The organism is Nostoc sp. MS1 (assembly GCF_019976755.1).
Classification (GTDB): domain Bacteria; phylum Cyanobacteriota; class Cyanobacteriia; order Cyanobacteriales; family Nostocaceae; genus Trichormus.
In genome coordinates, this window is record NZ_AP023446.1 from 17281 (window position 1) to 38537 (window position 21257).

At 41.3% G+C, this 21257-nt stretch carries 33 protein-coding genes, 22 tRNA genes and 2 pseudogenes; 52 read left to right on the plus strand and 5 right to left on the minus strand.

Annotation, left to right across the window (positions count from 1 at the left end; all coding sequences use genetic code 11):
- The first annotated feature begins 2247 nt into the window (after window positions 1–2247).
- From NSMS1_RS34645 to NSMS1_RS34665, 5 genes are all read left to right on the plus strand, one after another.
- Entirely contained in the window at window positions 2248–2430 is a 183-nt protein-coding gene (locus tag NSMS1_RS34645; RefSeq protein WP_263432630.1) for an HU family DNA-binding protein, read from the plus strand.
- Between the two features lie 108 nt (window positions 2431–2538).
- On the plus strand, window positions 2539–2871 hold the full coding sequence (locus tag NSMS1_RS34650; RefSeq protein WP_224096204.1) for a hypothetical protein: 333 nt from the start codon (window positions 2539–2541) through the stop codon (window positions 2869–2871).
- A 269-nt stretch (window positions 2872–3140) separates the two neighbouring features.
- Window positions 3141–3281 (plus strand): hypothetical protein, encoded by a 141-nt coding sequence (locus NSMS1_RS34655; RefSeq protein WP_224096205.1) that lies wholly within the window; start codon window positions 3141–3143, stop codon window positions 3279–3281.
- Between the two features lie 22 nt (window positions 3282–3303).
- Window positions 3304–3504, plus strand: a complete 201-nt coding sequence (locus NSMS1_RS34660; RefSeq protein ID WP_224096206.1) for a hypothetical protein — start codon at window positions 3304–3306, stop codon at window positions 3502–3504.
- A 19-nt stretch (window positions 3505–3523) separates the two neighbouring features.
- Window positions 3524–3757 (plus strand): hypothetical protein, encoded by a 234-nt coding sequence (locus tag NSMS1_RS34665; RefSeq protein WP_224096207.1) that lies wholly within the window; start codon window positions 3524–3526, stop codon window positions 3755–3757.
- A 192-nt stretch (window positions 3758–3949) separates the two neighbouring features.
- Here NSMS1_RS34665 and rpsU read toward each other — a convergent pair whose 3' ends face one another.
- Window positions 3950–4138: a 30S ribosomal protein S21 gene (gene rpsU / locus NSMS1_RS34670; protein WP_224096208.1), complete on the minus strand. Its 189-nt coding sequence runs from the start codon at window positions 4136–4138 to the stop codon at window positions 3950–3952.
- A 237-nt stretch (window positions 4139–4375) separates the two neighbouring features.
- On the opposite strand from rpsU, the gene NSMS1_RS34680 reads away from it, so the two are divergent.
- The 24 genes and pseudogenes from NSMS1_RS34680 to NSMS1_RS34795 all read left to right on the plus strand — a co-directional run bounded on the left by NSMS1_RS34680 (window position 4376) and on the right by NSMS1_RS34795 (window position 7561).
- Window positions 4376–4594, plus strand: coding sequence for a hypothetical protein (locus NSMS1_RS34680; protein WP_224096209.1), 219 nt, complete (start codon window positions 4376–4378; stop codon window positions 4592–4594).
- A gap of 75 nt (window positions 4595–4669) precedes the next feature.
- Window positions 4670–5205: pseudogene (locus NSMS1_RS34685) on the plus strand (HNH endonuclease).
- A gap of 204 nt (window positions 5206–5409) precedes the next feature.
- Window positions 5410–5485 (plus strand) — tRNA-Asp (locus tag NSMS1_RS34690).
- Window positions 5486–5488: 3 nt separating this feature from the next.
- Window positions 5489–5566 (plus strand) — tRNA-Glu (locus NSMS1_RS34695).
- Between the two features lie 5 nt (window positions 5567–5571).
- Window positions 5572–5645: transfer RNA gene (locus NSMS1_RS34700), tRNA-Cys, on the plus strand.
- A 5-nt stretch (window positions 5646–5650) separates the two neighbouring features.
- Window positions 5651–5725 (plus strand) — tRNA-Ile (locus tag NSMS1_RS34705).
- 3 nt (window positions 5726–5728) lie between these two features.
- Window positions 5729–5799: transfer RNA gene (locus tag NSMS1_RS34710), tRNA-Trp, on the plus strand.
- Window positions 5800–5926: 127 nt separating this feature from the next.
- Window positions 5927–6022 (plus strand) — tRNA-Glu (locus NSMS1_RS34715).
- Window positions 6023–6148: 126 nt separating this feature from the next.
- Window positions 6149–6233: transfer RNA gene (locus NSMS1_RS34720), tRNA-Tyr, on the plus strand.
- A 5-nt stretch (window positions 6234–6238) separates the two neighbouring features.
- Window positions 6239–6326: transfer RNA gene (locus NSMS1_RS34725), tRNA-Ser, on the plus strand.
- Window positions 6327–6332: 6 nt separating this feature from the next.
- A tRNA-Arg gene (locus NSMS1_RS34730) sits at window positions 6333–6406 on the plus strand.
- A gap of 6 nt (window positions 6407–6412) precedes the next feature.
- Window positions 6413–6510: transfer RNA gene (locus NSMS1_RS34735), tRNA-OTHER, on the plus strand.
- A 9-nt stretch (window positions 6511–6519) separates the two neighbouring features.
- A tRNA-Asn gene (locus tag NSMS1_RS34740) sits at window positions 6520–6596 on the plus strand.
- A gap of 5 nt (window positions 6597–6601) precedes the next feature.
- Window positions 6602–6677, plus strand: a tRNA-Gln gene (locus NSMS1_RS34745).
- An 8-nt stretch (window positions 6678–6685) separates the two neighbouring features.
- A tRNA-Gln gene (locus tag NSMS1_RS34750) sits at window positions 6686–6759 on the plus strand.
- Between the two features lie 5 nt (window positions 6760–6764).
- A tRNA-OTHER gene (locus tag NSMS1_RS34755) sits at window positions 6765–6862 on the plus strand.
- Between the two features lie 4 nt (window positions 6863–6866).
- A tRNA-Pro gene (locus NSMS1_RS34760) sits at window positions 6867–6942 on the plus strand.
- Between the two features lie 3 nt (window positions 6943–6945).
- Window positions 6946–7019 (plus strand) — tRNA-Leu (locus NSMS1_RS34765).
- Between the two features lie 5 nt (window positions 7020–7024).
- Window positions 7025–7102: transfer RNA gene (locus NSMS1_RS34770), tRNA-Leu, on the plus strand.
- Window positions 7103–7145: 43 nt separating this feature from the next.
- Window positions 7146–7221 (plus strand) — tRNA-Lys (locus tag NSMS1_RS34775).
- A 6-nt stretch (window positions 7222–7227) separates the two neighbouring features.
- Window positions 7228–7301: transfer RNA gene (locus tag NSMS1_RS34780), tRNA-Leu, on the plus strand.
- A gap of 2 nt (window positions 7302–7303) precedes the next feature.
- Window positions 7304–7381: transfer RNA gene (locus tag NSMS1_RS34785), tRNA-Met, on the plus strand.
- Window positions 7382–7384: 3 nt separating this feature from the next.
- Window positions 7385–7456 (plus strand) — tRNA-Thr (locus NSMS1_RS34790).
- A 32-nt stretch (window positions 7457–7488) separates the two neighbouring features.
- Window positions 7489–7561: transfer RNA gene (locus NSMS1_RS34795), tRNA-Gly, on the plus strand.
- Window positions 7562–8122: 561 nt separating this feature from the next.
- Here NSMS1_RS34795 and NSMS1_RS34800 read toward each other — a convergent pair.
- Together NSMS1_RS34800 and NSMS1_RS34805 are read right to left on the minus strand one after the other, a co-directional pair.
- Window positions 8123–8632, minus strand: a complete 510-nt coding sequence (locus NSMS1_RS34800; protein WP_224096123.1) for a hypothetical protein — start codon at window positions 8630–8632, stop codon at window positions 8123–8125.
- A 17-nt stretch (window positions 8633–8649) separates the two neighbouring features.
- Window positions 8650–9391 (minus strand): annotated as a pseudogene (locus tag NSMS1_RS34805) (ParA family protein).
- Between the two features lie 215 nt (window positions 9392–9606).
- Between NSMS1_RS34805 and NSMS1_RS34810 the strand changes: the two are divergent.
- From NSMS1_RS34810 to NSMS1_RS35410, 7 genes are all read left to right on the plus strand, one after another.
- A complete protein-coding gene (locus NSMS1_RS34810; RefSeq protein ID WP_224096125.1) occupies window positions 9607–10056 on the plus strand; it encodes a hypothetical protein in 450 nt (149 codons plus the stop codon).
- Window positions 10053–10217: a hypothetical protein gene (locus NSMS1_RS34815; protein ID WP_224096127.1), complete on the plus strand. Its 165-nt coding sequence runs from the start codon at window positions 10053–10055 to the stop codon at window positions 10215–10217. The genes NSMS1_RS34810 and NSMS1_RS34815 overlap by 4 nt, the downstream gene beginning before the upstream one ends.
- A gap of 140 nt (window positions 10218–10357) precedes the next feature.
- Window positions 10358–10690 (plus strand): hypothetical protein, encoded by a 333-nt coding sequence (locus tag NSMS1_RS34820; protein ID WP_224096128.1) that lies wholly within the window; start codon window positions 10358–10360, stop codon window positions 10688–10690.
- Window positions 10680–10931 carry a hypothetical protein gene (locus tag NSMS1_RS34825; protein WP_224096130.1) on the plus strand — a complete coding sequence of 84 codons (252 nt, stop codon included), beginning with the start codon at window positions 10680–10682 and terminating at the stop codon, window positions 10929–10931. The genes NSMS1_RS34820 and NSMS1_RS34825 overlap by 11 nt, the downstream gene beginning before the upstream one ends.
- Window positions 10932–11164: 233 nt before the next feature.
- Window positions 11165–11557: a site-specific integrase gene (locus NSMS1_RS35400; RefSeq protein WP_317986634.1), complete on the plus strand. Its 393-nt coding sequence runs from the start codon at window positions 11165–11167 to the stop codon at window positions 11555–11557.
- Window positions 11541–11870, plus strand: a complete 330-nt coding sequence (locus NSMS1_RS35405) for a tyrosine-type recombinase/integrase (protein WP_317986635.1) — start codon at window positions 11541–11543, stop codon at window positions 11868–11870. The genes NSMS1_RS35400 and NSMS1_RS35405 overlap by 17 nt, the downstream gene beginning before the upstream one ends.
- A gap of 79 nt (window positions 11871–11949) precedes the next feature.
- A complete protein-coding gene (locus NSMS1_RS35410; protein WP_317986636.1) occupies window positions 11950–12183 on the plus strand; it encodes a tyrosine-type recombinase/integrase in 234 nt (77 codons plus the stop codon).
- 104 nt (window positions 12184–12287) lie between these two features.
- On the opposite strand, the gene NSMS1_RS34835 is transcribed toward NSMS1_RS35410, so the two are convergent.
- A complete protein-coding gene (locus NSMS1_RS34835; protein ID WP_224096132.1) occupies window positions 12288–12506 on the minus strand; it encodes a hypothetical protein in 219 nt (72 codons plus the stop codon).
- Window positions 12507–13032: 526 nt separating this feature from the next.
- On the opposite strand from NSMS1_RS34835, the gene NSMS1_RS34840 reads away from it, so the two are divergent.
- The 16 genes from NSMS1_RS34840 (at window position 13033) to NSMS1_RS35585 (ending at window position 20935) form a co-directional block, all read left to right on the plus strand.
- The gene (locus NSMS1_RS34840; RefSeq protein WP_224096134.1) at window positions 13033–13284 is read left to right on the plus strand and encodes a hypothetical protein; all 252 of its coding nucleotides are present in this window, start codon (window positions 13033–13035) and stop codon (window positions 13282–13284) included.
- A 17-nt stretch (window positions 13285–13301) separates the two neighbouring features.
- Window positions 13302–13574 carry a hypothetical protein gene (locus NSMS1_RS34845; RefSeq protein WP_224096136.1) on the plus strand — a complete coding sequence of 91 codons (273 nt, stop codon included), beginning with the start codon at window positions 13302–13304 and terminating at the stop codon, window positions 13572–13574.
- An 11-nt stretch (window positions 13575–13585) separates the two neighbouring features.
- On the plus strand, window positions 13586–13804 hold the full coding sequence (locus NSMS1_RS34850; protein WP_224096137.1) for a hypothetical protein: 219 nt from the start codon (window positions 13586–13588) through the stop codon (window positions 13802–13804).
- A 470-nt stretch (window positions 13805–14274) separates the two neighbouring features.
- Window positions 14275–14805 carry an Hpt domain-containing protein gene (locus NSMS1_RS34855; RefSeq protein ID WP_224096143.1) on the plus strand — a complete coding sequence of 177 codons (531 nt, stop codon included), beginning with the start codon at window positions 14275–14277 and terminating at the stop codon, window positions 14803–14805.
- A gap of 114 nt (window positions 14806–14919) precedes the next feature.
- Complete coding sequence (locus NSMS1_RS34860) at window positions 14920–15147, plus strand: hypothetical protein (protein ID WP_224096145.1); 228 nt, start codon at window positions 14920–14922, stop codon at window positions 15145–15147.
- Entirely contained in the window at window positions 15131–15280 is a 150-nt protein-coding gene (locus NSMS1_RS34865; protein ID WP_224096146.1) for a hypothetical protein, read from the plus strand. The genes NSMS1_RS34860 and NSMS1_RS34865 overlap by 17 nt, the downstream gene beginning before the upstream one ends.
- 103 nt (window positions 15281–15383) lie before the next feature.
- Complete coding sequence (locus NSMS1_RS34870) at window positions 15384–15593, plus strand: hypothetical protein (protein WP_224096148.1); 210 nt, start codon at window positions 15384–15386, stop codon at window positions 15591–15593.
- A gap of 95 nt (window positions 15594–15688) precedes the next feature.
- Window positions 15689–15892, plus strand: coding sequence for a hypothetical protein (locus tag NSMS1_RS34875; protein ID WP_224096150.1), 204 nt, complete (start codon window positions 15689–15691; stop codon window positions 15890–15892).
- 5 nt (window positions 15893–15897) lie between these two features.
- Complete coding sequence (locus tag NSMS1_RS34880) at window positions 15898–16068, plus strand: hypothetical protein (protein ID WP_224096152.1); 171 nt, start codon at window positions 15898–15900, stop codon at window positions 16066–16068.
- 971 nt (window positions 16069–17039) lie between these two features.
- Window positions 17040–17195 carry a hypothetical protein gene (locus NSMS1_RS34885; protein WP_224096153.1) on the plus strand — a complete coding sequence of 52 codons (156 nt, stop codon included), beginning with the start codon at window positions 17040–17042 and terminating at the stop codon, window positions 17193–17195.
- Window positions 17196–17992: 797 nt separating this feature from the next.
- Window positions 17993–18340 (plus strand): hypothetical protein, encoded by a 348-nt coding sequence (locus NSMS1_RS34890; RefSeq protein WP_224096154.1) that lies wholly within the window; start codon window positions 17993–17995, stop codon window positions 18338–18340.
- A 114-nt stretch (window positions 18341–18454) separates the two neighbouring features.
- A complete protein-coding gene (locus NSMS1_RS34895; protein ID WP_224096155.1) occupies window positions 18455–19147 on the plus strand; it encodes a hypothetical protein in 693 nt (230 codons plus the stop codon).
- 11 nt (window positions 19148–19158) lie between these two features.
- Window positions 19159–19665 carry an NACHT domain-containing protein gene (locus NSMS1_RS34900; RefSeq protein ID WP_263432631.1) on the plus strand — a complete coding sequence of 169 codons (507 nt, stop codon included), beginning with the start codon at window positions 19159–19161 and terminating at the stop codon, window positions 19663–19665.
- Window positions 19652–19936, plus strand: coding sequence for a hypothetical protein (locus NSMS1_RS34905; RefSeq protein ID WP_224096157.1), 285 nt, complete (start codon window positions 19652–19654; stop codon window positions 19934–19936). The genes NSMS1_RS34900 and NSMS1_RS34905 overlap by 14 nt, the downstream gene beginning before the upstream one ends.
- A gap of 140 nt (window positions 19937–20076) precedes the next feature.
- Window positions 20077–20829: an NACHT C-terminal helical domain 2-containing protein gene (locus NSMS1_RS34910; protein ID WP_224096158.1), complete on the plus strand. Its 753-nt coding sequence runs from the start codon at window positions 20077–20079 to the stop codon at window positions 20827–20829.
- A gap of 10 nt (window positions 20830–20839) precedes the next feature.
- Window positions 20840–20935 carry an NACHT C-terminal helical domain 2-containing protein gene (locus NSMS1_RS35585; protein WP_411908722.1) on the plus strand — a complete coding sequence of 32 codons (96 nt, stop codon included), beginning with the start codon at window positions 20840–20842 and terminating at the stop codon, window positions 20933–20935.
- 91 nt (window positions 20936–21026) lie between these two features.
- Here NSMS1_RS35585 and NSMS1_RS34915 read toward each other — a convergent pair whose 3' ends face one another.
- On the minus strand, window positions 21027–21233 hold the full coding sequence (locus NSMS1_RS34915; protein WP_224096160.1) for a response regulator transcription factor: 207 nt from the start codon (window positions 21231–21233) through the stop codon (window positions 21027–21029).
- Window positions 21234–21257 lie beyond the last annotated feature (24 nt).

A 21257-nucleotide genomic window follows, 5' to 3' on the forward strand; every position in this document is an offset into this window, starting at 1 on the left:
TATTCGGGATAAGAGTTACAGAAGATTTTTTCAAAAACACTGGACGGCCCAAAAGGACAAGAAACCACTGTTTTCGATGTTTTGGACGCCGTTGACAGGTGTGTATTTGTCAGCAGAGCATGACAATTGAGTAGGGTTGGCGCTTATTGGACGCCAAAAGGACAAGAAACCATTGTTTTTGATGTTTTGGACGCCCAAAAATATTAGTGTCGGATGAGACTGATTTAGTACGGTTAAACTACACTAAGCTTACGGTGTTAAAGGTTTTTAGTAGAGTTATTGTGTTAGACAAGTTTTTATTTCAGTTAATGCTCAATATATAGAATGACTGCTGAACTCACAGGAGAAATTTCAGGTTCACTCACTCAAGAAATTAATCGATTGAGCGGTTTTTTTTTGAATTACGTTTGCAACACAAAAGTATTATATGTTCTCAATAAAACCTGAGTTATTGAGAATAAACGAGTTTGATAAAACTGGCTAAAAGCTAGTTGGTGTATGTATTAGACACCAGTTTTTGGGTCAAAGCCATGTTCTAAATAGCAGACATTTTGTAGTGAATAGTCAAAGTTTCTTGACAGCTATAACATGACAATACGTGTATAAGCTGTACAGAATAGCAGACATTTTGTACAGGAATCCGGTATTTAGGTGCAAAATGTCTGCTGTTTGTAACTGTGATTAATGAAACAATTTCACTACTTAAAATAAGTTTCAGCTTGATCAGCTTAGTAGAGATTGTAAAATGAACAATTTCTAGGAAGGCATGAAAGAGAAATCATCTCCTGTTAGGGGTGCTGGGTTAAGTTAATGAAGGAATTATTGAAGTACAATTGCAACATAAAATGTATTATCGATGAGCAATAATTTAAGAGTATTCCTCTTGCAGTGTGAGATGCACTTCCTTCCTTGTTAAGCCGCTTTAATTTTTTTAATCGGGCGATCGCATGGCTCATGCTTCACTTCTTGGATAAACTTGATATCATTCTTTAGTGATGCTGATTTTCTTCAAATTGCAGAAATTTTGGCAACCCCTAATATAGCCAAAGCCGCTTAAATGCGAAAAAAGCACATAGCCGTAGTAAGTACGACAATTTTAATATTTCTTCAGAGAATTATTAGCGGGTTATGCCCCTTATTTCAGCGACAGTCATAGACCAGTCGTAGAACAGTCATAGGACAGTTGTTGATTAGGAGTAAGCCTGTGACTTGTATGCCCTAGAACAGTTCTACGACAGTTGTAGAGCAGTTTTAGAACAGGTGTAGAACAGTTGCAGAACAGTCACGAAAAGTGTATTGAACTATACAATTTATAGTTTTTAACCACAGTGAAGACACAAACGATAACTAACCCTAGTCAAGCTCAACAGACAAATGGTTTGTCTCACAATGGGTTTTTAACCCAAACATCGCCCAGGAACCACAATACCTCAAAATAAGTACCTTGATGTTCGACAGAGATTCTGTTGAGCATCGCCAAATCCTTTGCCTGTAATAGTTTCAGCCAAGCCTAGTCTTATTACTAAGCAATAGTGATTTATCAGAGAGAGGGCGCAATTTTTCCCACTATTATTTGGGACAGGCTTCGTCGTCAAAAAATAGATGCAATTTCTGGAGGAGATTGGAGCCGGAAATATCTCAACAATAGCCGCCGCAGTTGTAGGTGTTAACTGTAAGGCGGCTTTTGTAGTGCTTATGTATTTTATTGGTAGTAAATTCTGAGGGCTGTGAGCGTAAATTCAATTTTGTAAAAAAACTGGCCAAACTTTTGGCGTACTGTGCGAGGGTTTTAGGGGAGTCAAGAGGGGAAACCCCTCTGGGAGATATTGGTTTTGATTGGGGAGAACTTAGATTATTTCGGGAAGTATTGGGAATTATTGGTAGGTTTAATGCTTAATGATAATAGGGTCAATAAAGGGAATTGAAAATTTAAAATTTCGGGAAATAGCGGGAAGCGTTGGCAGTTATTAAAATTTTTAGGAGAAATTCTGATAACTGTTGGGAATTATTGGGTCAGATTGGGAAATCAATAAATTTTCACTGTCAAAGCTGATAGTGAGAGCTAAAACCTGAGATGATTTATTGCTGAAACCCTTGAAAAAAGCGTCCAGGTGTTTCTGTTAGTATGATTTCTCAATAAACACATCTAAAATTGTTTAGGGAACTCTTCAAGATGTCTATTGATAAAAGGAACTGGTAAAGCGCGTTTCTAAACGATTAAGTAAAGGCAGTGGCACAGTTGAAGAAATTCTTGATGCCACTATAGAAGAAATATATGAGTCTCTTAAACAGGGAGATAGCGTTTCTCTACGAAACTTTGGTACTTTTTATGTCAGAACAGGAAGAGAGTGTTGGGTGTTTAAGTTCAATCCTTCTCAACGGTTACGTCAAGCGTTTGGGTGGTCGTCAACTCATAACCCCAAGTCCTAACCTGATTTGAAGATCATATTTCTACCGTGCAGTCAAGTTGTGGTCAACTTCAAGCCTGATAAAATTCATTAGCTAAAAATTTGAGTCAATGATGAACCAGGGGAAGGTATGCAAGCAAAAAGCGAAGTTACACTAAAATTTAGTGGCTCACTGCCAGAAGCTAAACCAGCAGCGAACAAAAAGGTTGAAGTCTCGCTGACTGACCAGAACGGAGTTGTATTTACTGCGCTGATCAACGCGAAAAGCTGGCGCAAGGCGGAAACCAACACCTCGGAGTTTGCGGACTGGGCTGGGGCTATATCGGGTAAGCTGGGTCAACGAACAGATTCGGGGTTTGAAGTAGTTGATGCTGGGTTACAAATCTTTGAAAAGAAGGTGAAGGAGCCTAAACCAGATGTTGACGCAGAGGCGACAGTCCAAGTAACTGGTGTAGCTTCGTAAAGTTGTAGGAAGCATTCACAAATAAATTTCCACCTCTGCAAATGTCTCATTGCAGAGGTATAATCAACTAAAAAAGATATTGAAACTATTAAAAGTTGTTTATCTTATTTTGTTGAATTATCCAGTAAAATACCTGAATTTACTTACAAAGACAAAATTTAACTTTTGATGAATATGGATTTAACAGGAAAGAAAGTAATCTTTACAAAAGGATATAATCCTATTGTAAGACCTGTTGACGAGTCTTTGGCTTTAGAAGTTCGTTTAAAATGAAAGGTAGAACTTTTAGAGAAGTTGCTCCAGAAATTGGTATACGCCCAACTACTTTATGCAGTGCTTATCATGGTAAAAAGCCAGGAATGGAACAAGAACTAAATAATCTGCTAACTTGGCTAAAAAACAACATCTGAGACAAAATAAGAGTTGCGTACCATGAAAGAAGATTATCCAGTTTACGCCAAATTATTTACACAAAAATTAAGTCAATTAGGATTTGATGATTTTTATCTTGATGAAGAAACTTGTTTATGTCCTTATTACTTTAATGATTCTAGTAGAGAGGTTTGTATACTTACAGACCCTAGCGCGGAACGTTGTGATTACTGCCCTGATATAGACACTAATCTAGAGTGACAAAATACAAATTTTGTATATGACTATATATAAGCAAACTGAATTTTACAGAGATTATAGGATTGAAGTTGATTTAGACGATTTACCTGATGGTATGAACTGGTGTTATTGGATTGAAGACGAGCAAGGTAATTTGTTGGCAGAAGGTTCTTTTCAAGACTCAGCCGATTCAGCTTTTGAAACAGCTTACTCTATTATTGATGAAGAATTAAGAAAACTTGGAATTATTGATTTATCAACAATTGAAATATAAGTTATGTATCACGTTGTTTTACTGAACTTATCAAAACAAATCTGGGCTGCATTGGCTTTTATAATTCTTGATATATCTAGTTTTGAAGTCAATAAGAACTACCATTGCTCCCTTTTGCTTACTGCTGCTAGATTCCATAAATAAAACCCTCATAAATACTATGAGGGCATTCATGAAAATCTATTTCAGTTCTCAAGTGCGGAAACGTCTTTTACCCTGCTTTTGTAAGGCTTGTTTTTTGCGCTTGGATTTTTCAATGGGTGTTTCAAAGTGACGGTGCTTCCTCATGTCTTGAAAAATTCCGGCTTTGGAAACTTCTCGTTTAAATCGGCGTAACGCTGACTCAAGGTGTTCATTTTCACCCACTGTAATTTGGGTCATTCTCTCTCCTAGTAAATTGACTTCATCAATGGCGGAAAAATTCGCTCTCTCTTTCAATCGGTTTCAAAGCTTAGTAGCGTCCGCGTCCTCCACCACCACTATATCCGCCCTGTCCACCACCAGACGAACCTCTGTCTTCTTTGGGCTTTGTTAACTTTTAGGTCATCTGTAGTAGACAAACATATAATACAAGATGTATTATTAAAAGTATCTAAATTACAAATACTACAAAGTTCCATGATCAGCAAGTTCTCTTCAACCATTAATAACGCGGTGCATTGCCAACCCTATCGGGATTTAGGCAGAGCAATCGCGCTGTTTGCGTTTGAGGGAATGTATCTGTTCATTGGCGAGAAATCTACAAGTGTTGGCATTTTTGGAGCGTTAGCCTCTTGGCTGAATCGAGATCAACTTATCTCTGGCGGGAGGTGCAAATGTTGTCTAGCACCGACATAGTGCAGAAAGTATCAACTAACTGACCCCCGCTTCTTTTCACCAGAGGCGGGGGTTATTTTTAGAGTGAATTAACTAATGGAAGCTCAACCACCTTTTCAGGAATCCCAAATACTACAAAATTCAGTCGTAGTATTCTCCAAAAACTACTTACCATTAGCACGCATCAATATCAAACGAGCAATCGTGCTGTTAGTCACGGGTCAGGCTGAATCGTTGAATTTTGGTACTACAAAACAGTGGGAAGTACGTTCTCCCAGTGTTGTACTACAAGTACCCGAACACATCCGCTTAACCGTTGGCAATCCCGAACGTCATTGGAAAGTACCGCCTGTAAACCGTCGTGAAGTTTTGAGACGAGACAATCACATCTGTCAATACTGCGGTAGCACCAAACATTTAACGCTTGACCATGTAATCCCCGCTCAAAGGGTGGACAGCATACCTGGGACAACGTTGTCACAGCGTGTGAAAAATGCAACTCAACCAAGAGCGATCGCTTGCCGCATGAAGCGGGAATGGTACTGAAAAACAGACCCAAAGCCCCAATTCACCCAGCAGTTGCATTTGCTGAACAATTTTGGAACGCACAACGCCTGAGTGAATCTGAGTAATTGACTTCAAACTCAATCAGAGAGGGCAATACCGCGATTAAATCATACTGTCCTCTCACTTCTCAAAAAAAAAACTTTGTAGTATGCCCTTGACACCTCGTAATACAGTATGTAGTATATATGTAGTAAAGCACTACAGCCTCTCAACAAGGCATAGAGCAAACACCTCAGAACCATGAAAACTGAATAATTGCCACCCAACGTGGGGGTGTAGCTTAGTCCGGTTTAAAGCAGTCGCCTGTCGAGCGAAAGACCGTGGGTTCAAATCCCATCATCCCCGTGTAGCCTTGTGGACAAATAAGATAAGTCGCTGTGCCTCTCAAGCACGGAGGAGCGGGTGCAACTCTCGTCGAGGCTTCCAAATGTGTCCAGGTCGCCTAACGGTAGGGTATTGGTTTGCAAAACCGACTGTGCGAGTTGAATTCTCGCCCTGGACTCCAAGCATTGCAGCGTCACCTAACGGCAAGGTACTCGGCTCATAACCGAGAGTATACGGGTTCAACTCCCGTCGCTGCTACCAAATGCACAGATGGTGTAATGGCAGCACTAGGGTCTCCAAAACCTTTAGTCAGGGTTCAAATCCTTGTCTGTGCGTTGCCGTGTCCTGACCGAAAAAGCTTACATACTCGCCTAATGGTAAGGCAACTGTCTCTAAAACAGTATATGCAGGTTCAATTCCTGTGTGTGAATCAACAGCTTTTTCTACTTACACGGCATACATGGTGCAGAAGCGAAGTGGTCGAGCGGCACGTCTTTCAAGCGTGTAATTAGCGGGTACTCTTCGAGATGCCTACGGCTACGAGTCCCGTCTGCACTGCCTCATGGGGTGACGAATGGTGATCGACAGCAACGAAACCAACAAACGGACGCTTGCTGGATAGGGGTTCGATTCCCCTTCACTCCATCCCTTGTGGATGTATTTCTACAAGGTGAACGTTGATTTGGGTCGGTATCCAAGTCCGGTTGAAGGAAGCCGTCTGTAAAACGGATGCCTATGTGCTTCGTAGGTTCAAATCCTACCCGGCCCCATTATGGAGAGATTGCTATTGGCAGGGCAAGCTGTTTGCTAAACAGTCGTGAGATTCAGCATCTCACTGTGGGTTCAACTCCCTCTCTCTCCGCCTTATGAGAACGTGGTGTAACTGGATTGCATCTCAGATTACGAACCTGAAGGTTGGGGGTTCAAGTCCCTCCGTTCTCGCCTTATCCCCTGGTAGCTCAGTTGGTAGTAGCGCCTGTCTGTTCGCGTAGCGTCTCCGATAGGAGAAGAACAGGAGGTCGTCAGTTCGACACTGACCTGGGGGACTGGCACATTGCCCCAGAGCTTCGATGGCAGAGCAAGCGGCTGTTAACCGCTTTTGTTGTAAGTTCGACTCTTACTGGGGCAGCCATTAATTGCAGGATGGACGATTGGCAAGTCGCCTTGACTCTGAATCAAGGAGAGGTTGGTTCGACCCCAACTCCTGCATCCAAATATCAATGGGAAGTAGGCAAACAGGCAAAGCCGTCGCACTTTGAACGCGAAGTTTGAAGGTTCGATTCCTTCCTTCCCAGCTTATACTCCTGTGGCTCAATTGGAAGAGGCGGCTGTCTCAAAACAGTCTGTGTGTGGGTACTGCTCCGCAGAAGCAAGCTACAAATCCCACCGGGAGTACCAATATCGGGATGTAATTCAGTGGTCTAGAAGCCTTGTTTTGGGGACAAGGGCCGTAGGTTCAAATCCTACCATCCCGACCATTTGCCCTTGTGACGAAACTGGCAAACGTGCTGGTCTTAGAAACCAGATTTTGTGGGTTCGACTCCCACCAAGGGTACTGATACTCCCGTGGCGAAATTGGTAAACGCTTCCGTTTGAGGGACGGAATTGTTACAGGTTTAATTCCTGTCGGGAGTACCAAACTTGGTCGTTGGCAAAGCGGATAAATAACGCCCTTGTGTATGGGGTATTGGCATAGCGGCAAGTGCATCGGACTTTTAATCCGACTTAGACAGGTTCGACTCCTGTATACCCCACCAAATTTTACCCCTGTGATGCAATTGGCAGACATGACCTGCTTAAAACGGGTTTTCTACAGGTTCAAATCCTGTCAGGGGTACTCGCGGAGATAGAGCTATGGTGCGCTCTGGGGTCTCATAAGCCTTCACGTACCGGGTTCAAATCCCGGCTCCGCTACCAAATGCTGGTGTGGCTCAAAGGCAGAGCAATCGCCTTGTAAGCGATCGGTTGCGGGTTCAACTCCTGTCACCAGCTTGAATAATGCGATCGCCTCCGGCGGGCGCTTTGCGCCATCGTGGTGTAACGGCAGCATCAGAGTCTTCCAAACTCACGGTACGAGTTCGAGTCTCGTCGTTCGCGTAGCGTGCCGAAGGCAATCGCTTTCTTAGCCCTGTAACTCAATTGGTAGAGTGCTCTCTTAGGCATCACCGTGCCAAAACAGGAAAATTGTACGCGCTTGGCTGTAATCCTTGTACAGTAATCGTTTTAGCCACGTATTACTGAGGTGATATTTCATTAGATAGAGACGCAACTAGAAGTTCGGTTTAAGAAACGTTGATGACTGCGTTTCTTACTTTGTATTTCAAAGCCAGTCGTAGAGCGCATTTGGAGAGCCGCGACCGCGCAACGACTCTGCTCAGTCGTAGCTTAAAAGTTCCCTTAGCGTACAATTTTCCTTTTTGGCACGGTGATGCCTCTTACAAAGAGGATGTAGCGGGTTCAAATCCTGTCAGGGCTACCAATTTATGGGAGTGTCGCCTAATGGATGGGCATCGATCTTCTAAATCGATTTGTAGGGGTTCAAGTCCTGTGCTGATAACACAGATACAGGAGGGGCAGTACCTCCCTGGTGGATTTGTTTAGTAGACAATCGCCTTCTGCAAACCGAAATATTAGAATAGGCGATCGCCAACTAATCTTTCAAAGTTTGTCCCGGCTTTTCTGCCTTGACATCAATACCTCTATCAAAGCTGCACGATCAGAGTTAAACGACTCTAACAGTTGTACTAAAGCTTCTTCTACAATCACTTCCTTATAAGGAGCATGAGCTTTTCCTAGCTCTAACTGGAGTGTAAGGTGCAGTTTGTCTAGCTGATGCAGTACATCTTCACTGATTTGAAACGTAGATTTACGCAATGAAACTTTTTCTATATTAACTTGCTGACTGGTTGACTTGTCAGATTGTTGATTGGTTGGTGATATGTCTTGCTGACTTGCTAACTTGTCAGATTGTTGACTGGTTGACTTGTTGGATTTACGACTAGTTGGTGGTTTGTCTTGTTGACTGGTTGACTTGTCAGCTTCCCTGCTGGCTGACACTTTATCTTGCTGACTTGCTGACTTGCTAATTTGCTCAAACCCAGCTAAAACTTTATCGGTCGAGGATAACGGATCATTATCGTCATTTAATCTGGCGCGTCGTTGTGTCATCTGTCTTTTCACCTTAATTAGATTGCAGCAATTAAATTAGCGATAATCTGGTAAGGCTGTACCAGCTTGGGGTCTTTAGCATAGATGTGAATTGGCTCACCAGCTAAATTTGACTCAGAAAACTTGATTGACTTTGGAACAGGTTCAAATATCCGAATGTTTTGTAGTCTCTTATTTAAGGAGGCTAAGACATCTTGAGTCATGACGGTATTTTCAGCCATTGTTGGCAGCACTCCCAGTATTTGTAATTGGGATTAAGACGTTTTTGAACACTTGCAACTGTTTCCAACAGTGCAGCCAGCCCTTTTAAAGCGAAGAATTGACACTGTACTGGGATAAGAACTGCATCCGCAGCAGCCAAGGCATTAACCGTTAATAGTCCCAAAGAAGGTGGACAGTCAATTAAGATGTGATGGAATTGCTTGAGTACGGGAGTCAGTCGCTCTTTAAGGATGGAGAAGTTACCTACCTTCATAAGCATTTCGGTTTCACCCTTAGCTAAGTTGATGTCAGCAGGCAATAAGCTAAGTCCAAATTTAGTAGAAACTACTCCATCGATGACTTCTGCTTTTTCTGTAATAACGTCGTAGCAGCTAATCTGGTCATCAGCCACTTCCACCCCCAGCCCTGTAGTCAGATTACCTTGAGGGTCAAGGTCAACAGCCAGGACAGTATCTTTAAGAGCCAGCAGTCCTCCTAGAGAGATAGTAGAAGTAGTTTTGCTACCCCTCCCTTCTGATTTGCCAATGCGATAATCATTGAATTTTAACCAAGCATTTTGCTTACGAGATTACTGGCAAGTCATGAATATGGCAAGTTAGGTTGATAACCAGCCGACTTGTTAACAAGTTGGGTTGCCAACAAGTTAACTGTAAGTCTGTAACAAGAAGAACTTGATAAGTTAGCCATCTACTTGCCCCCTTCTTGCAACCCCAAACCCTGCTAAAATTCGTGTATTCAATACAGCAACTACCATGTCTGGTAAAGGATTTGGGCAACCCCAACCTACAAAAATCGATAAACTTGTTGAATCGACTGTGCGCTATTGCCACAAGCGAAACCCAGAAGCCTTAGATAAAATTTTTGACAACCTACCTGTAAAGCTCAACAAACAGGTATTAGATGGTACGATTGCCGCTTTAGAAAAAGATATTGATGCCTTGAGTTGGCTTTGTGGTTATTTTGCATCCGAAATTAACCGCAGTGAAGACAACGATAAACCTTATCATCCCATCACGTTGTTATCAAAGCTGTTGATTAAATCGGGAATGCAGCCATTCGTTGATTCAGTGAAAGCAGAAGAACTAAAAACATTAGTTATTAATATTATTCAAGAAAAGCCCAGATTTTTTGATCATGTTTGTACTAAAGATATAAAATCACTGCTTTTAGAACATTATAATATTTCTGTAAGTGAAAAATGATTATTAAAGTGATGATGCAGGTAGTAGAAGAGGGAAGAAGTAAATTTGGTGGAGATGGTTACGAGTGTGGGGATGGTAGTACACTAACATGGGCTGATGAACACGCTGTAGCTGGCTCAAAAATGACAGGACTTCATAAGTATTGGTGGTTCAATATTTAGTTAAATTTAATCAAATTAATTTTCAACTATAAAATAAGAATTGCTCTTAAAATGAAAATGGAGGAACTGAAACTGATGCTTCAGTTTTGGATCGAAAGTTATAAATCTTAAAAATTTATAAGACCAAGGATTATAGTTTTATGACTAATAATGAAGTGATAAGCGATGTGTTTAAAAATCAGCAATACATGACTACAGAACAACTAAGTATTGCTCATGAGTTCCAGAAGATGATAGAAACTGAATATGCACTGTGTGCAAGAGAAATGAAAAAAGCTAATCAAGCGGCAGTATCTAAACCCATCTCTACAAATCCAGATGAAAAGTTATCAATAAACTATGCAGGGCTGGAAATTGACGCAATTCGTGAATATTGGTTTAATCGGTTAGTCAGCCTCATTCAAATTATCGAAAACCGAAATACCCAATTGAATAAAGAACTAGCAAAGAAGTATTTAAACAATGAGCAGTAACTTAGACCGACTGCTGGCAAGATTAAAAGAGCAAGCAGACTTAATTGACGAACTTAACACACGTTCTGATTTTCGCCATAAAAGCATCCAAAGTCTGATATTAGCCAATGGTAAATCTTTTGAAAAACAGGTCAAATCTCCATTTAGAGGTCAACCAAAATCGTGCTTTGAAAATTGTTTAAAAGCACTTGTCCAGGAGCGATCCTTCACTGCATCAAGGCATGGGCGGTGTTGCGGCTAGTGGTTTATAAACTGGCTTGCCCCAAACCCTCCTGCACTACATACCCCACTTTTAGCTATCAGTTTTGCTATCAAAGCAGGAAATTACAGACTTAGCATAACTAATTAACACCTGCCTACTTCCGCAAGGAATATTTTACTCTGAGGTGAATGTAAAGATTAATGCACCTCCTTATGGAGTATGATAGACGTTATTGGAAACTTACATTATCAATAACGTATCTGTAAGTACTTATGCTTAATGAGCCAATTTTTGGAGAGTTAGTAAAAGTTGAGTTGGAGGCGTGTTTAGATGCGCCGATCGCGCGATATTTTGACGCACAGCTTGATAAAGACCCGGATGTGTTGGCGCAGTTGTTGGCAGATAAGCGTAACCCCAATACTCGGCGTGCTTACGAGAAAGATTTGCGGGATTTCTTTATCAAGATGACGGGGTTGCCGCCGACTGGGGATAGTGTGCTGGAGTTTCTGCACTTGCAGCGAGAGCAAGCGGTGATGGTGGTGCTGAAGTACAAGGCGAAACTGATAGCGTCGGGGGTGAGAGAAGCAACCATTAATCGGCGGTTGGCGGCGCTTAAGTCTTTGGCGAAGATGGGACGGAAGCTGGGGTGTGCAATTACTCCCTAGAAGATGTGGAAGGGGAGAAGGTCAAGGCTTATCGAGATACGCGGGGGTTGATAGCAAGACGATAGCACTGGTGCTTGGGCAATTTGACCGGGAGACTTTGATTGGTAAACGCAACAGAGCAATTTTTTTGGTGCTGTGGGGTTTGGCTTTGCGTCGCCAGGAAATATGTCACTTAAATGTGGGTGACTTTGATTTTTATGGGCGCAAGTTGAGGGTTTTGGGGAAGGGTAAGGGAACGAATGAAGAATATTTGGATATGTCAAAAGATGTGGCGAATGCCATAGCTCATTGGTTAATTGCGCGAGGGATTTGAATCCCAATTTACCCATTTTACGGCGTTAGATTTTCATAACTCTGGGCATAGATTAACTACGGATGCTGTCTATAAAATAGTGTCGGCAGCTTTTAAGAAAGCGGGTGTAAAGAAACCGATGTCACCGCACAGAGTCAGGCATTCAGCGATTACGGCGGCTCTGGATGCGACGGATGGGAATATTAGAAAGGTGCAGAAGTTGAGCCGTCATGCTGACCCGCGCACGCTGATGATTTATGACGATAATCGGAATAAAGATTTGTGGGAAATGTCGGAGTTGTTGACTGGTATGTTGAAGGATGAGGGCAAATAAAAATTAATAAATTGTGCATTTGAAATGAAGGGTAGGCAGATCAGATTTCCTATACTCCTGCTTATCGGTTAATCCCAGCACATTGGACAAAATTTGTATTTTGCTCATTCCTCTTCTATTCCAAATTCTTCAACACTCTCCCAATCAAATCGCCAAACCTTATTATTAATTTCAATTAAATCTGATTCACCATCACGATAAAGCGTCTCTTCCTCTTCGTCGTCTTTAAGATAATTGTTAACTTTTATCTCCTCAAACAATGAAGGTTGTACTTCAAATAAGGAAATAAGTTTTTCATAATTTATATCTGTTGGCTTAATCATGTTGCTTACTTTGTTTCGTCTCAGCTTAAATCAGAGTTTAAATCAGGGCAGTAATCACAGCGTGGTGCTTTAGGATCTGTAATCATACAAACTTCTCTATCTGGATACGCAAAAAATAAGGACATATACAAGTTTCTTCATCAAGATAACAATCATCAAAGTCTAACTGACTTAATTTTTGCGCTGATAACTTAGCATAAACCGGGTATTCTTCCATATTATACAACTCTTATTTTGTATGTTTTTGAATTTAAAAAATCGGTTTAAAATTTTAATTCAAATGTATCAATTAAAATTTATGGCGTAATGTGTATTTTGCTCAAACACCACATCAATTATAAGAATCAATCCCCGATACAAATTCTTTGCATACTTGATAGCTATCTGATACCAAAATAACACTGTCGTCATCACCAATATGCTTTTTAATTTTGTACAAAAGCGACCTATTCTTTGGCAATATGTTTCAACTACGTAATATTCCATAATTTGTAATTTTAGACTTTGAATTAGTATTTTGTCAGAAATGTTGAAAGTGATCTACCAATTTTACATTGTTTTAGGCGATTTAAACCCAGACACAAACGGGGCAACCGAACTACTAGAGCGTGTAGAAGCGGCGTTATCACCAGTTGTATCACCAGTTGAGGATGAAGAACAAGTTTGCGATCGCTACTTGGCATCATTGCAGCTAGAGGAGCAATCACCTGAGTACAAAAAGCAAAGCAGCATATTGAGGCATTTATTCAAGAGTTACAGCAGAGACGATTGTCACTGACTCCATCTAAGAAGAAGATGAATGTTGAAGCATTGCGACTATTGCGTCAAGAGTTTAAAGACAATTGGCTGAGTTTCTTTGAAGCAATCTCAATCGAGCCTGGATATTTTCAGACTTTTGAAGAATTATTACAAGCTTTAGAGCGAGAAATGGCTGTACCGTATGGGGATTTAGAATCTCATGAAAAGGATTTTCTTCGTGGTTGGGATGAAGTTTATAGCAGAGCTTGTGCTGAGGCTGACCGACGAAAACATGGGGCAAGTCCTAACTTGAACTGGTTTGAGCAGTAGTAGGTGTACTCATGTATGAATTAGCAAGCCTAGTAGAAGTACGACTTTGGGAGCTAGATAAAAATCTAGAATTAACTACTGAAGATATATTTGATATTCTCTGTCAAGAATACCAGTTAAATGCTGATTCTCTTGAAAAAGAACTAAGTTGTAAATGTCCATTTGCATTAACTGGCTTTTTAAGGGAGTTAGAACGGACAGAAGTTGATTATTATTCAGCAATTGAATAAATTAATCTATTAGCTCTTTTATCCCAAAACAGTGCTGATGAAGATAATTCAATCATGAGAAAATTAACGCCAGATGATTACAAAGAATGCCCTCTTGATTAGTGGGCTGCTCAAAGTTCGATGAGCAGAATGAGTATGGGCGGCAAATGTGGAAGAAATGCCCAAATTACACAGCTAAAAATCTCTCCTATATTGTCGCATAATACATTAGACTCAAATACTGATAACGTCGTCTAAAGGCAGTGACCACAGTGGCAAGCGTTGGATTTAGTTTGTAACAAGTTATGGAACCCAAGGATAATTAAGTGGGTATGAATCATCGTCAATGTCGATAACGCTCAGGAGCATTCACAGGCAAGCTTTAGCTCTCCCTAATATCAAGGCTATCTTAGCGCCTACAATAGCGATATCAGCTAAGATATCACCATGCCCTCTAAGAAAACTCAAAGCAAAAACCGCCGCCAAGCGAGATGATCCGCGTCCCTGTTGCCTTAAAAGATGCTGTACGGGAACTGTCCCGCTTGCACAGGGAAGGACGTACAGCCCTCTTGCTGCAAGGAATCCAAGAATTGGTTAACAAAATAGATAGCACTGCTGATATCGATAGCAATAATTCAATACAGCAATTAGAGCAACGGATAGCCCAACTAGAATCACGGCGCTCTTCAGATTCTACCGATGAGTTGAAAGAGGAACTGACTGCTATCAGCGATCGCGTGGAGCAACTAGAGACAGCGTACAACCAACTGATTATCTACCTCAATAGCAAGAGTAAACCCAGGCAATCATCCTCACGTTACTATCAACCACAAGGCGAAGTCAAAATAGATACTTATACACCCCAAAACCTAGCCAAGCGTTTGGGGGTAGATGTAAAGACTCTAGAGCGTATCCGAGTGAATGCCAAAAGCCGGAGGAGTTTATTAGCTGGAGCAGGGGACGTGACCCCAGTGGTTTTGGTTGGAGGTATAACCCAGAAAGTGGACTTTACCATCCGGTGAGATAGCGTGAGCGGGTGCGTTTGACTTCCTTGAGCCACAAAATCATTCTATTAGGGGAGAGCTAAATATTTGGCAAACTAGTGTAATTATCAATAGACATAAACGAGGATACACATGGCGAATCTAGAACTTAATGATGAACAATTGAAGGTAATTTCAAAAGCTTGCGAACTTCTATCTCGAATCTACATGGGACAAATTGAAGAAGTAGCTTTGTTGTTTTCTGACTTGCCAGAAGAGCAATATCAACAATTAGTTGATACATTAAAATCACTTAAACCTATTATCAAAGTCACATCAAAACAATCAAATTCAGGAATCAGAGATGAAAGTATCCCCTGAAGTAGCTCGCTACGCTTACGATATTCATCAAGTGATCCGTCATTATTTGGCTTGGAAAACCAGACTGGTGGTGGGAATGCTGTTCATTTTGATTCGCCTAAACCTTATGGCAGTCTATCTCTACCAAAATTAGTGAATAACCATTAAATCGCTATAATGCCACCTTTACTACCTCAACGTTAGTAAGATGAATTTCGTTGAAAATATAACCTCATATTGCTCTTGAGTTATGAGTTGTGAGTAAACACCATTCGCTGTGGGAAAAACTGAATGAGCGGCAACAGGCTACCCTCACTGCCATTTACCGTGCTGACCAATCGGCGGAGGCTGACCAAAAACAAGCTTGGGATAGGGGGTCAACAAGAGTTCCTGCTGCTGTGTGTGGCGTAATTTGCCATATTATTTTGAACCCACAAGCCATGAAACCTTACTGCACAGGCTGTTGAGAAAAGCCAATGTGGTTGACCCTGGACTGGGTTCAACTTTGCGGGTCTTAGAAGGACATAACTTAATCCAATGTAATTATTATCAAAGCGAACTAATGAGCATCAAACTCACCCCAACTGGACGTGCTGTTGCGCGTGCAGGCTTGGGTGAATCAGCTTCCAAAAAGCCACCAAAGGGAGAGTTAAAACCCTTGCAGTGGTCAGCACTAGTTACCGCTTATCAAGCAGGCACAGAAGGGATAGACAGTGGCGCAAGTCTAGGGATTACGCTGGTTTTAGTTGGCAGTGGACTTGGTTGAGACTGGTGCGTTATTACGGAACTGATCACGGTTTAGTCAAAGAGGTAGGCTACTGGAAAGACAGCCTACACTCCTATAAGTTAGTTATTACTGAGGCGGGAATTGAATTTTACCGTCAGCAATGGGAACAATACCGCGCCCTCTACCCAGATGTAAATGCACCCAAGCCTGATTGACGTTATTTGAATTTAATTAGTATTAATTTTTAGGTGATTTTTAGTTATCTTCTTAAGTAAGTTCGTTATTACCCTTGAGTTGCGTTCCACAGTTTTAAAACCAGTCCATGCCTAAGAAATCAAGAGAACGTTATCCTCAAACTGGTCAGATATCGCACTCGTTGTCAAACAAGAAGTGAACTGGCGATGTTCTAAGTGTGGGTTGCAGTGCATTCGCCCCGGTGATGATACATCCAATCTGACCCGTTCCCAAAGAACCGCATTAACGTTGACGGTGCATCACTCTAATTTTGTGCCAGAAGACAATCGTCGGTCAAACTTATGTGCGTTGTGTACGGCTTGTCACTTGAGTTTTCATACCCGACGTAAGGGCAATGTATCGCCGGGGCAACTGTCTTTGTTTTGAGTGATTAAAAATGTAGCTTATCAATTTATGTTGAACCGTGATAATAACTCCTCTCGCTTAGACTGCAACAGTAAGCTCAGAGCTTCTTCCCTAGATAAGTCCATCAACTGAGGAATAATCTTTTCTAATTCAGCATCTAGATTGCCAAACCGTACTTTTTAAAAGTGCCGAAATGGTTTCCCGTCGTTCTCTCTCGGCTCCCACTCGTTCCCAACTTGTGACCATTGCTATATATTCCTCCTTCTCGGTTAATCCCTATCAATCAACATGACACCACAAACGCTACAACCCTCATTATTCCGTTAGCTGAGAAAAATAGCTTATGCTTGCAGCACAGTGGACACTTCGAGGTGTGATCCGCACCAATAGGATTGGCTGTTGCGGCTTGTCCAACTGTCTATACAATCTTCTATACCCTAGTGGATAAATTGTTGCTATCAATGCGTGAACAGAGCAGCTAGTTACTCATTTACAACAAAAACTTTATAAAATACCTGCTCTGTTAGAACAAACTTAACGGTCAATTTAGGTGATGCTATTGGAGAAATAGTAAAGCCACTCACCCATGAAGAAACTGCTTAAACGCCTCTTGGCACTGCTACGGCAATTTTTTCAGCAGTTCTCATCCACACAGCAACCCAGTTCTCCTCCAGCTTATCACCCGCCAACGATTCCTATCCTCCCATTCCCACTTTCGTTCCTCAGTGGCACAACGGTTTAGTGCTAGTTTGTTCGCAGTGTACAGTCGAGCAATTTGACGGGAGTTCTCATCGCATTAATAGAAGTACAACAGCCTCCTCTGAGTTACAAAACTGGTTGAAATCTCGTTTAAAAATTGATGGACTGTGGGGGAAATATCGGGTTGTTAGCACCAGTTGTTTAGGAGTTTGTCCACAGGGGGCGTTGTTGTGGTTCTACGTCTAGATGCAGTTGGGCAACAGTGCTTCATTGTCGCTCCTCAAGACGAACGCGAAATTCTCTACTCCTATATCAAACAGATGCACAAGTATTAATTTTTAACTTGCTTAATTGCCCTTGAGTTGAAAAGTAGCTACATTAAAAGTTAGGAATATATCAAATATTCCTAAGAAAAACCCCATAGCTCACTAGGGGTTGTAATTAATAGTTCTCTGTGTGTGTACAAATGTACTATAAAGTGGGGAAGTAATCAAGAGATACGAGAAGAAATTCAGTGTATCCGCCCCATAAACAAATTTTGCCCTCGGTTTTCGGCTGAGGGCAAAGTTGTATCGATAATAAAGGACAGAAACACAATGTAACTACCCGAAAAGCTTATTGTTTCGTCAGCGATGACACCCGCTTAAACTAGACTTATCATTCAGCCCGACACCACAAACGCTACAACCGCCATTCTTTCGTAGGCTGATTAAATTAGCTTATGCAGGCTGCATAGTGGACAGTTGGAGGTATAATCCGCACCAGTATTCATGGCTCATGTTGCGGCTTTCTCAACTGTCTATATTGGGTTCTACACTCCTGATTGAGTCCCTGCTATCAGTGAGTGATATCAATCTATTAGTGGCGATCGCCTTTGGGATAATTTCTTGTCCCAGATATGCGACAGGACAGCGATCGCTCTTAAACCACAGGTGGGGTCAGATAGCGATCGCCGTTGTAATCCATCGACTACCAATCACTCAAAAATGCGATACCCACTCAACTAACTGTGCGAACGCTGCCAGAATTGGTTGCCAGAATTTGATTAAAAATCCTAGTACCGTGAATACAAACCCTGCGATGGGTTGCCAGAATCGGCATAGCTGCCTGATTCTCCACAGTAAGGATTTTCTTCTGCGATTCGGACGGCGGGTTAATGTCTTTCGGGAAGTCATCAGTAACTCCTAAATTCAATTTGTTTGATGACTTTGAGTTTAGGAATTGCTAAATCGAAACTAAATTAGTCAAAAATAGAGTAAAAATAGACTTAAATAGAAATAAATCGACTATAGGTTTAATTAAGTGAAAAACTGCGCCAAACTCTCAGAACAGCAATCTCAGTTCTTAGATGCAATGGCAACACAGTTGAATTTTGGAAGCGACACGTTAACTGTGTTTTTAAATCGCTTTGATAAGGCGAATCGCAATCAAGATAATTCTTTATTAGCAATTAAGATTCTCTGGAGCAGAGAACCAGAAGATAAAGCACAAAAATTACAAGATGAGTTAACGAAAATTTGTCGGGTATTTGAGGGCGCAGGCTGCCCAATTGAAAAACCGAAACGAGGTAGACAGCCCAAAGGTAAAAGTCCTTGGGAACAGGCGTTTAAATGGTTATGGGAAACTAAATTTATTGAATGGCAGCAAAGTCAAAAGGAACTTGTCCAGCCTGTAGAGATTGATATTTTAGTAAATCTGGTGCGTGAAAAGATCAGCCCATACATCCAAGAAGCATGTGGATGGATGCGTATGTTAGAGATTAATACCCCCATCGGTTTAAACGACATTTACACTCATGTGAACATTCTGGAGAAAATTACAGCAAGCAGAGGCTTAAAGATAGATCAACTTTTGAGAAACTGCAACCAGCAGGACTTGGAGCAATTTGGATTGAATCGAGTAGTAGAAAAGAGAGTACCAGGACTGAAAGCTGTTGAGCAACACTCGAAATTAATTATTTTAGGAAAGCCGGGGTCTGGTAAAACAACCTTTTAAAACGAATAGCAATTCAATGTAATTCAGGGCAATTTTTTGCAGATCGTGTTCCCCTTTTCATTACGCTAAAAGACTTCGCTGAAGAAGGGAAACCAAATTTATTGCAATATATAAATGACCAATTTCTTATTAAAGATATTTCCGACCAAGAGATAACTAAAACACTATTGGATCAAGGTCGGGTAATTTTGCTGCTTGATGGTTTAGATGAAGTTAAGCAAGCGGACATTAATAGAGTTTTGAGAGAAATTCGTAATTTTTCTACTCAGTATAGTAACAACTATTTTGTAATCACCTGCCGGATTGCATCAAATGAATTTACATTTCAACAGTTTACTGAGGTTGAGGTTGACGATTTTGATGATAAGCAGATTGCGGAGTTTGCAAGAAAATGGTTTCAAACTGAACATCCAAAGAAAGCTGAACATTTTCTTCAAAAACTTCGAGGAGACCAACGGTTTAAAGAATTAGCAACTAATCCCCTTCTCCTGACATTATTGTGCTTTGCGATTTGGTGAATTAGCAGATTTTCCTTCTAACCGTGCTGAACTTTACGAGGAAGGGGTAGAGATTTTGCTGAAAAAGTGGGATAGAACACGCAGCATTGAACGTGATTCGGTTTATCATAAACTCTCTCTTAAGCGCAAAGAAGACCTCCTCAGCAAGATTGCCTTAGAAACTTTTGTAGATGACAATTACTTCTTTAAAGAAAAACTTGTGGAAGGATACATTAGTGATTACATCAAAATCTACCTGATGCCCAAACCGATCCAGAAGCACTTTTACTAGATAGCAAAGCCGTTCTCAAATCGATTAAAGCACAGCATGGGCTACTTGTAGAAAGGGCAAGAGGAATTTATTCATTTTCCCATTTGACATTTCATGAGTTCTTCACAGCTAGAAATATTGCCTTTAGACCTAATCATCAGATGGCATTTCAACAGTTGGTTAGTCATATTACAGACAAGCGTTGGCAAGAAGTCTTCTTGTTAACGGTAGAAATATTGAATAATGCTGATGAGTTATTGCAGCTAATGAAACAGCAGATTGATGGACTGTTAACAACTGATAAAAAGTTGCAAAAGTTCCTCACTTGGGTTGAGTATAAATCTGGTTGTGTGAAAACGTCCTATAAAAAATCTGCTATTAGAGCCTTTTATTTCGACCTCGATTTAGACAGCCCTCCCGCTTTCATCTTCGCCCTCGACCGCGCCCTCGGTCTCGCTCTCGTTGGTGCCAGTGCCAGTATCGTCGATCATACGCTTGTCCTTGACCGCGCCCTTGCTCGTACCCTCGCCCTCGCCTGCATCCTGTCTCAGCATAGCGACCGCGACCATACACACTTTTTCAACTTTACCCATGACCTCACCCATGACCTCATCCGCGCTCTCGAATGCCTCCTCGACCACACCCTTATCGAACACACACGCAGTTTCGACCGCTTCTTCAGGCACGCCCTTGCCTTCACCCTCGATCCCAAATTGCAGCTTACGTTGCAAGAACTTCAACAACAATTACCAAATCTAAGTCCAGAAAACTTAGAAAGATCCAAACAGTGGTGGCAAAACAATGGCAGATATTGGACTGAAGAACTTAGAACCGCGATAACTCAACATCACAATATTGGACACGACTGGCAATTTAACGACGAGCAAAAAAAAACTCTTGCAGCAGTATTATGACGCTAATAAGTTGCTAATCGATTGTCTCAACAGCGAATGTAATGTCAGTTGTTCAGTTCGCCGGGAGATTGAAGATACATTGTTGTTGCCAGTAAATCGAATTTAGTCTTTATGTAGAAATTAAAAAAAAAATTAAACTCCACCACTCCCCGATTTAATCTTCTCGCTCTCCTCACCAATCCATCATTCATTTACAATCAAGTTATAGTCGATATAACCAAGAATCGCCCCTCTTTTATCGCCTCATAACGGTTCTTGACGTGCCATTTACTGTACAAATCACTGGCATAGCATTTAACTGTACTAACTGAGAGAAACATTTCTTTGGCAATCTGTTCAAAAATTAAACCCTGAGCCAGTAAACGTAGGACTTGTATTTGTCGCTCGGTAGGTGGATCTATCAAGTTTTGTCAACGAAATTGGGGTCA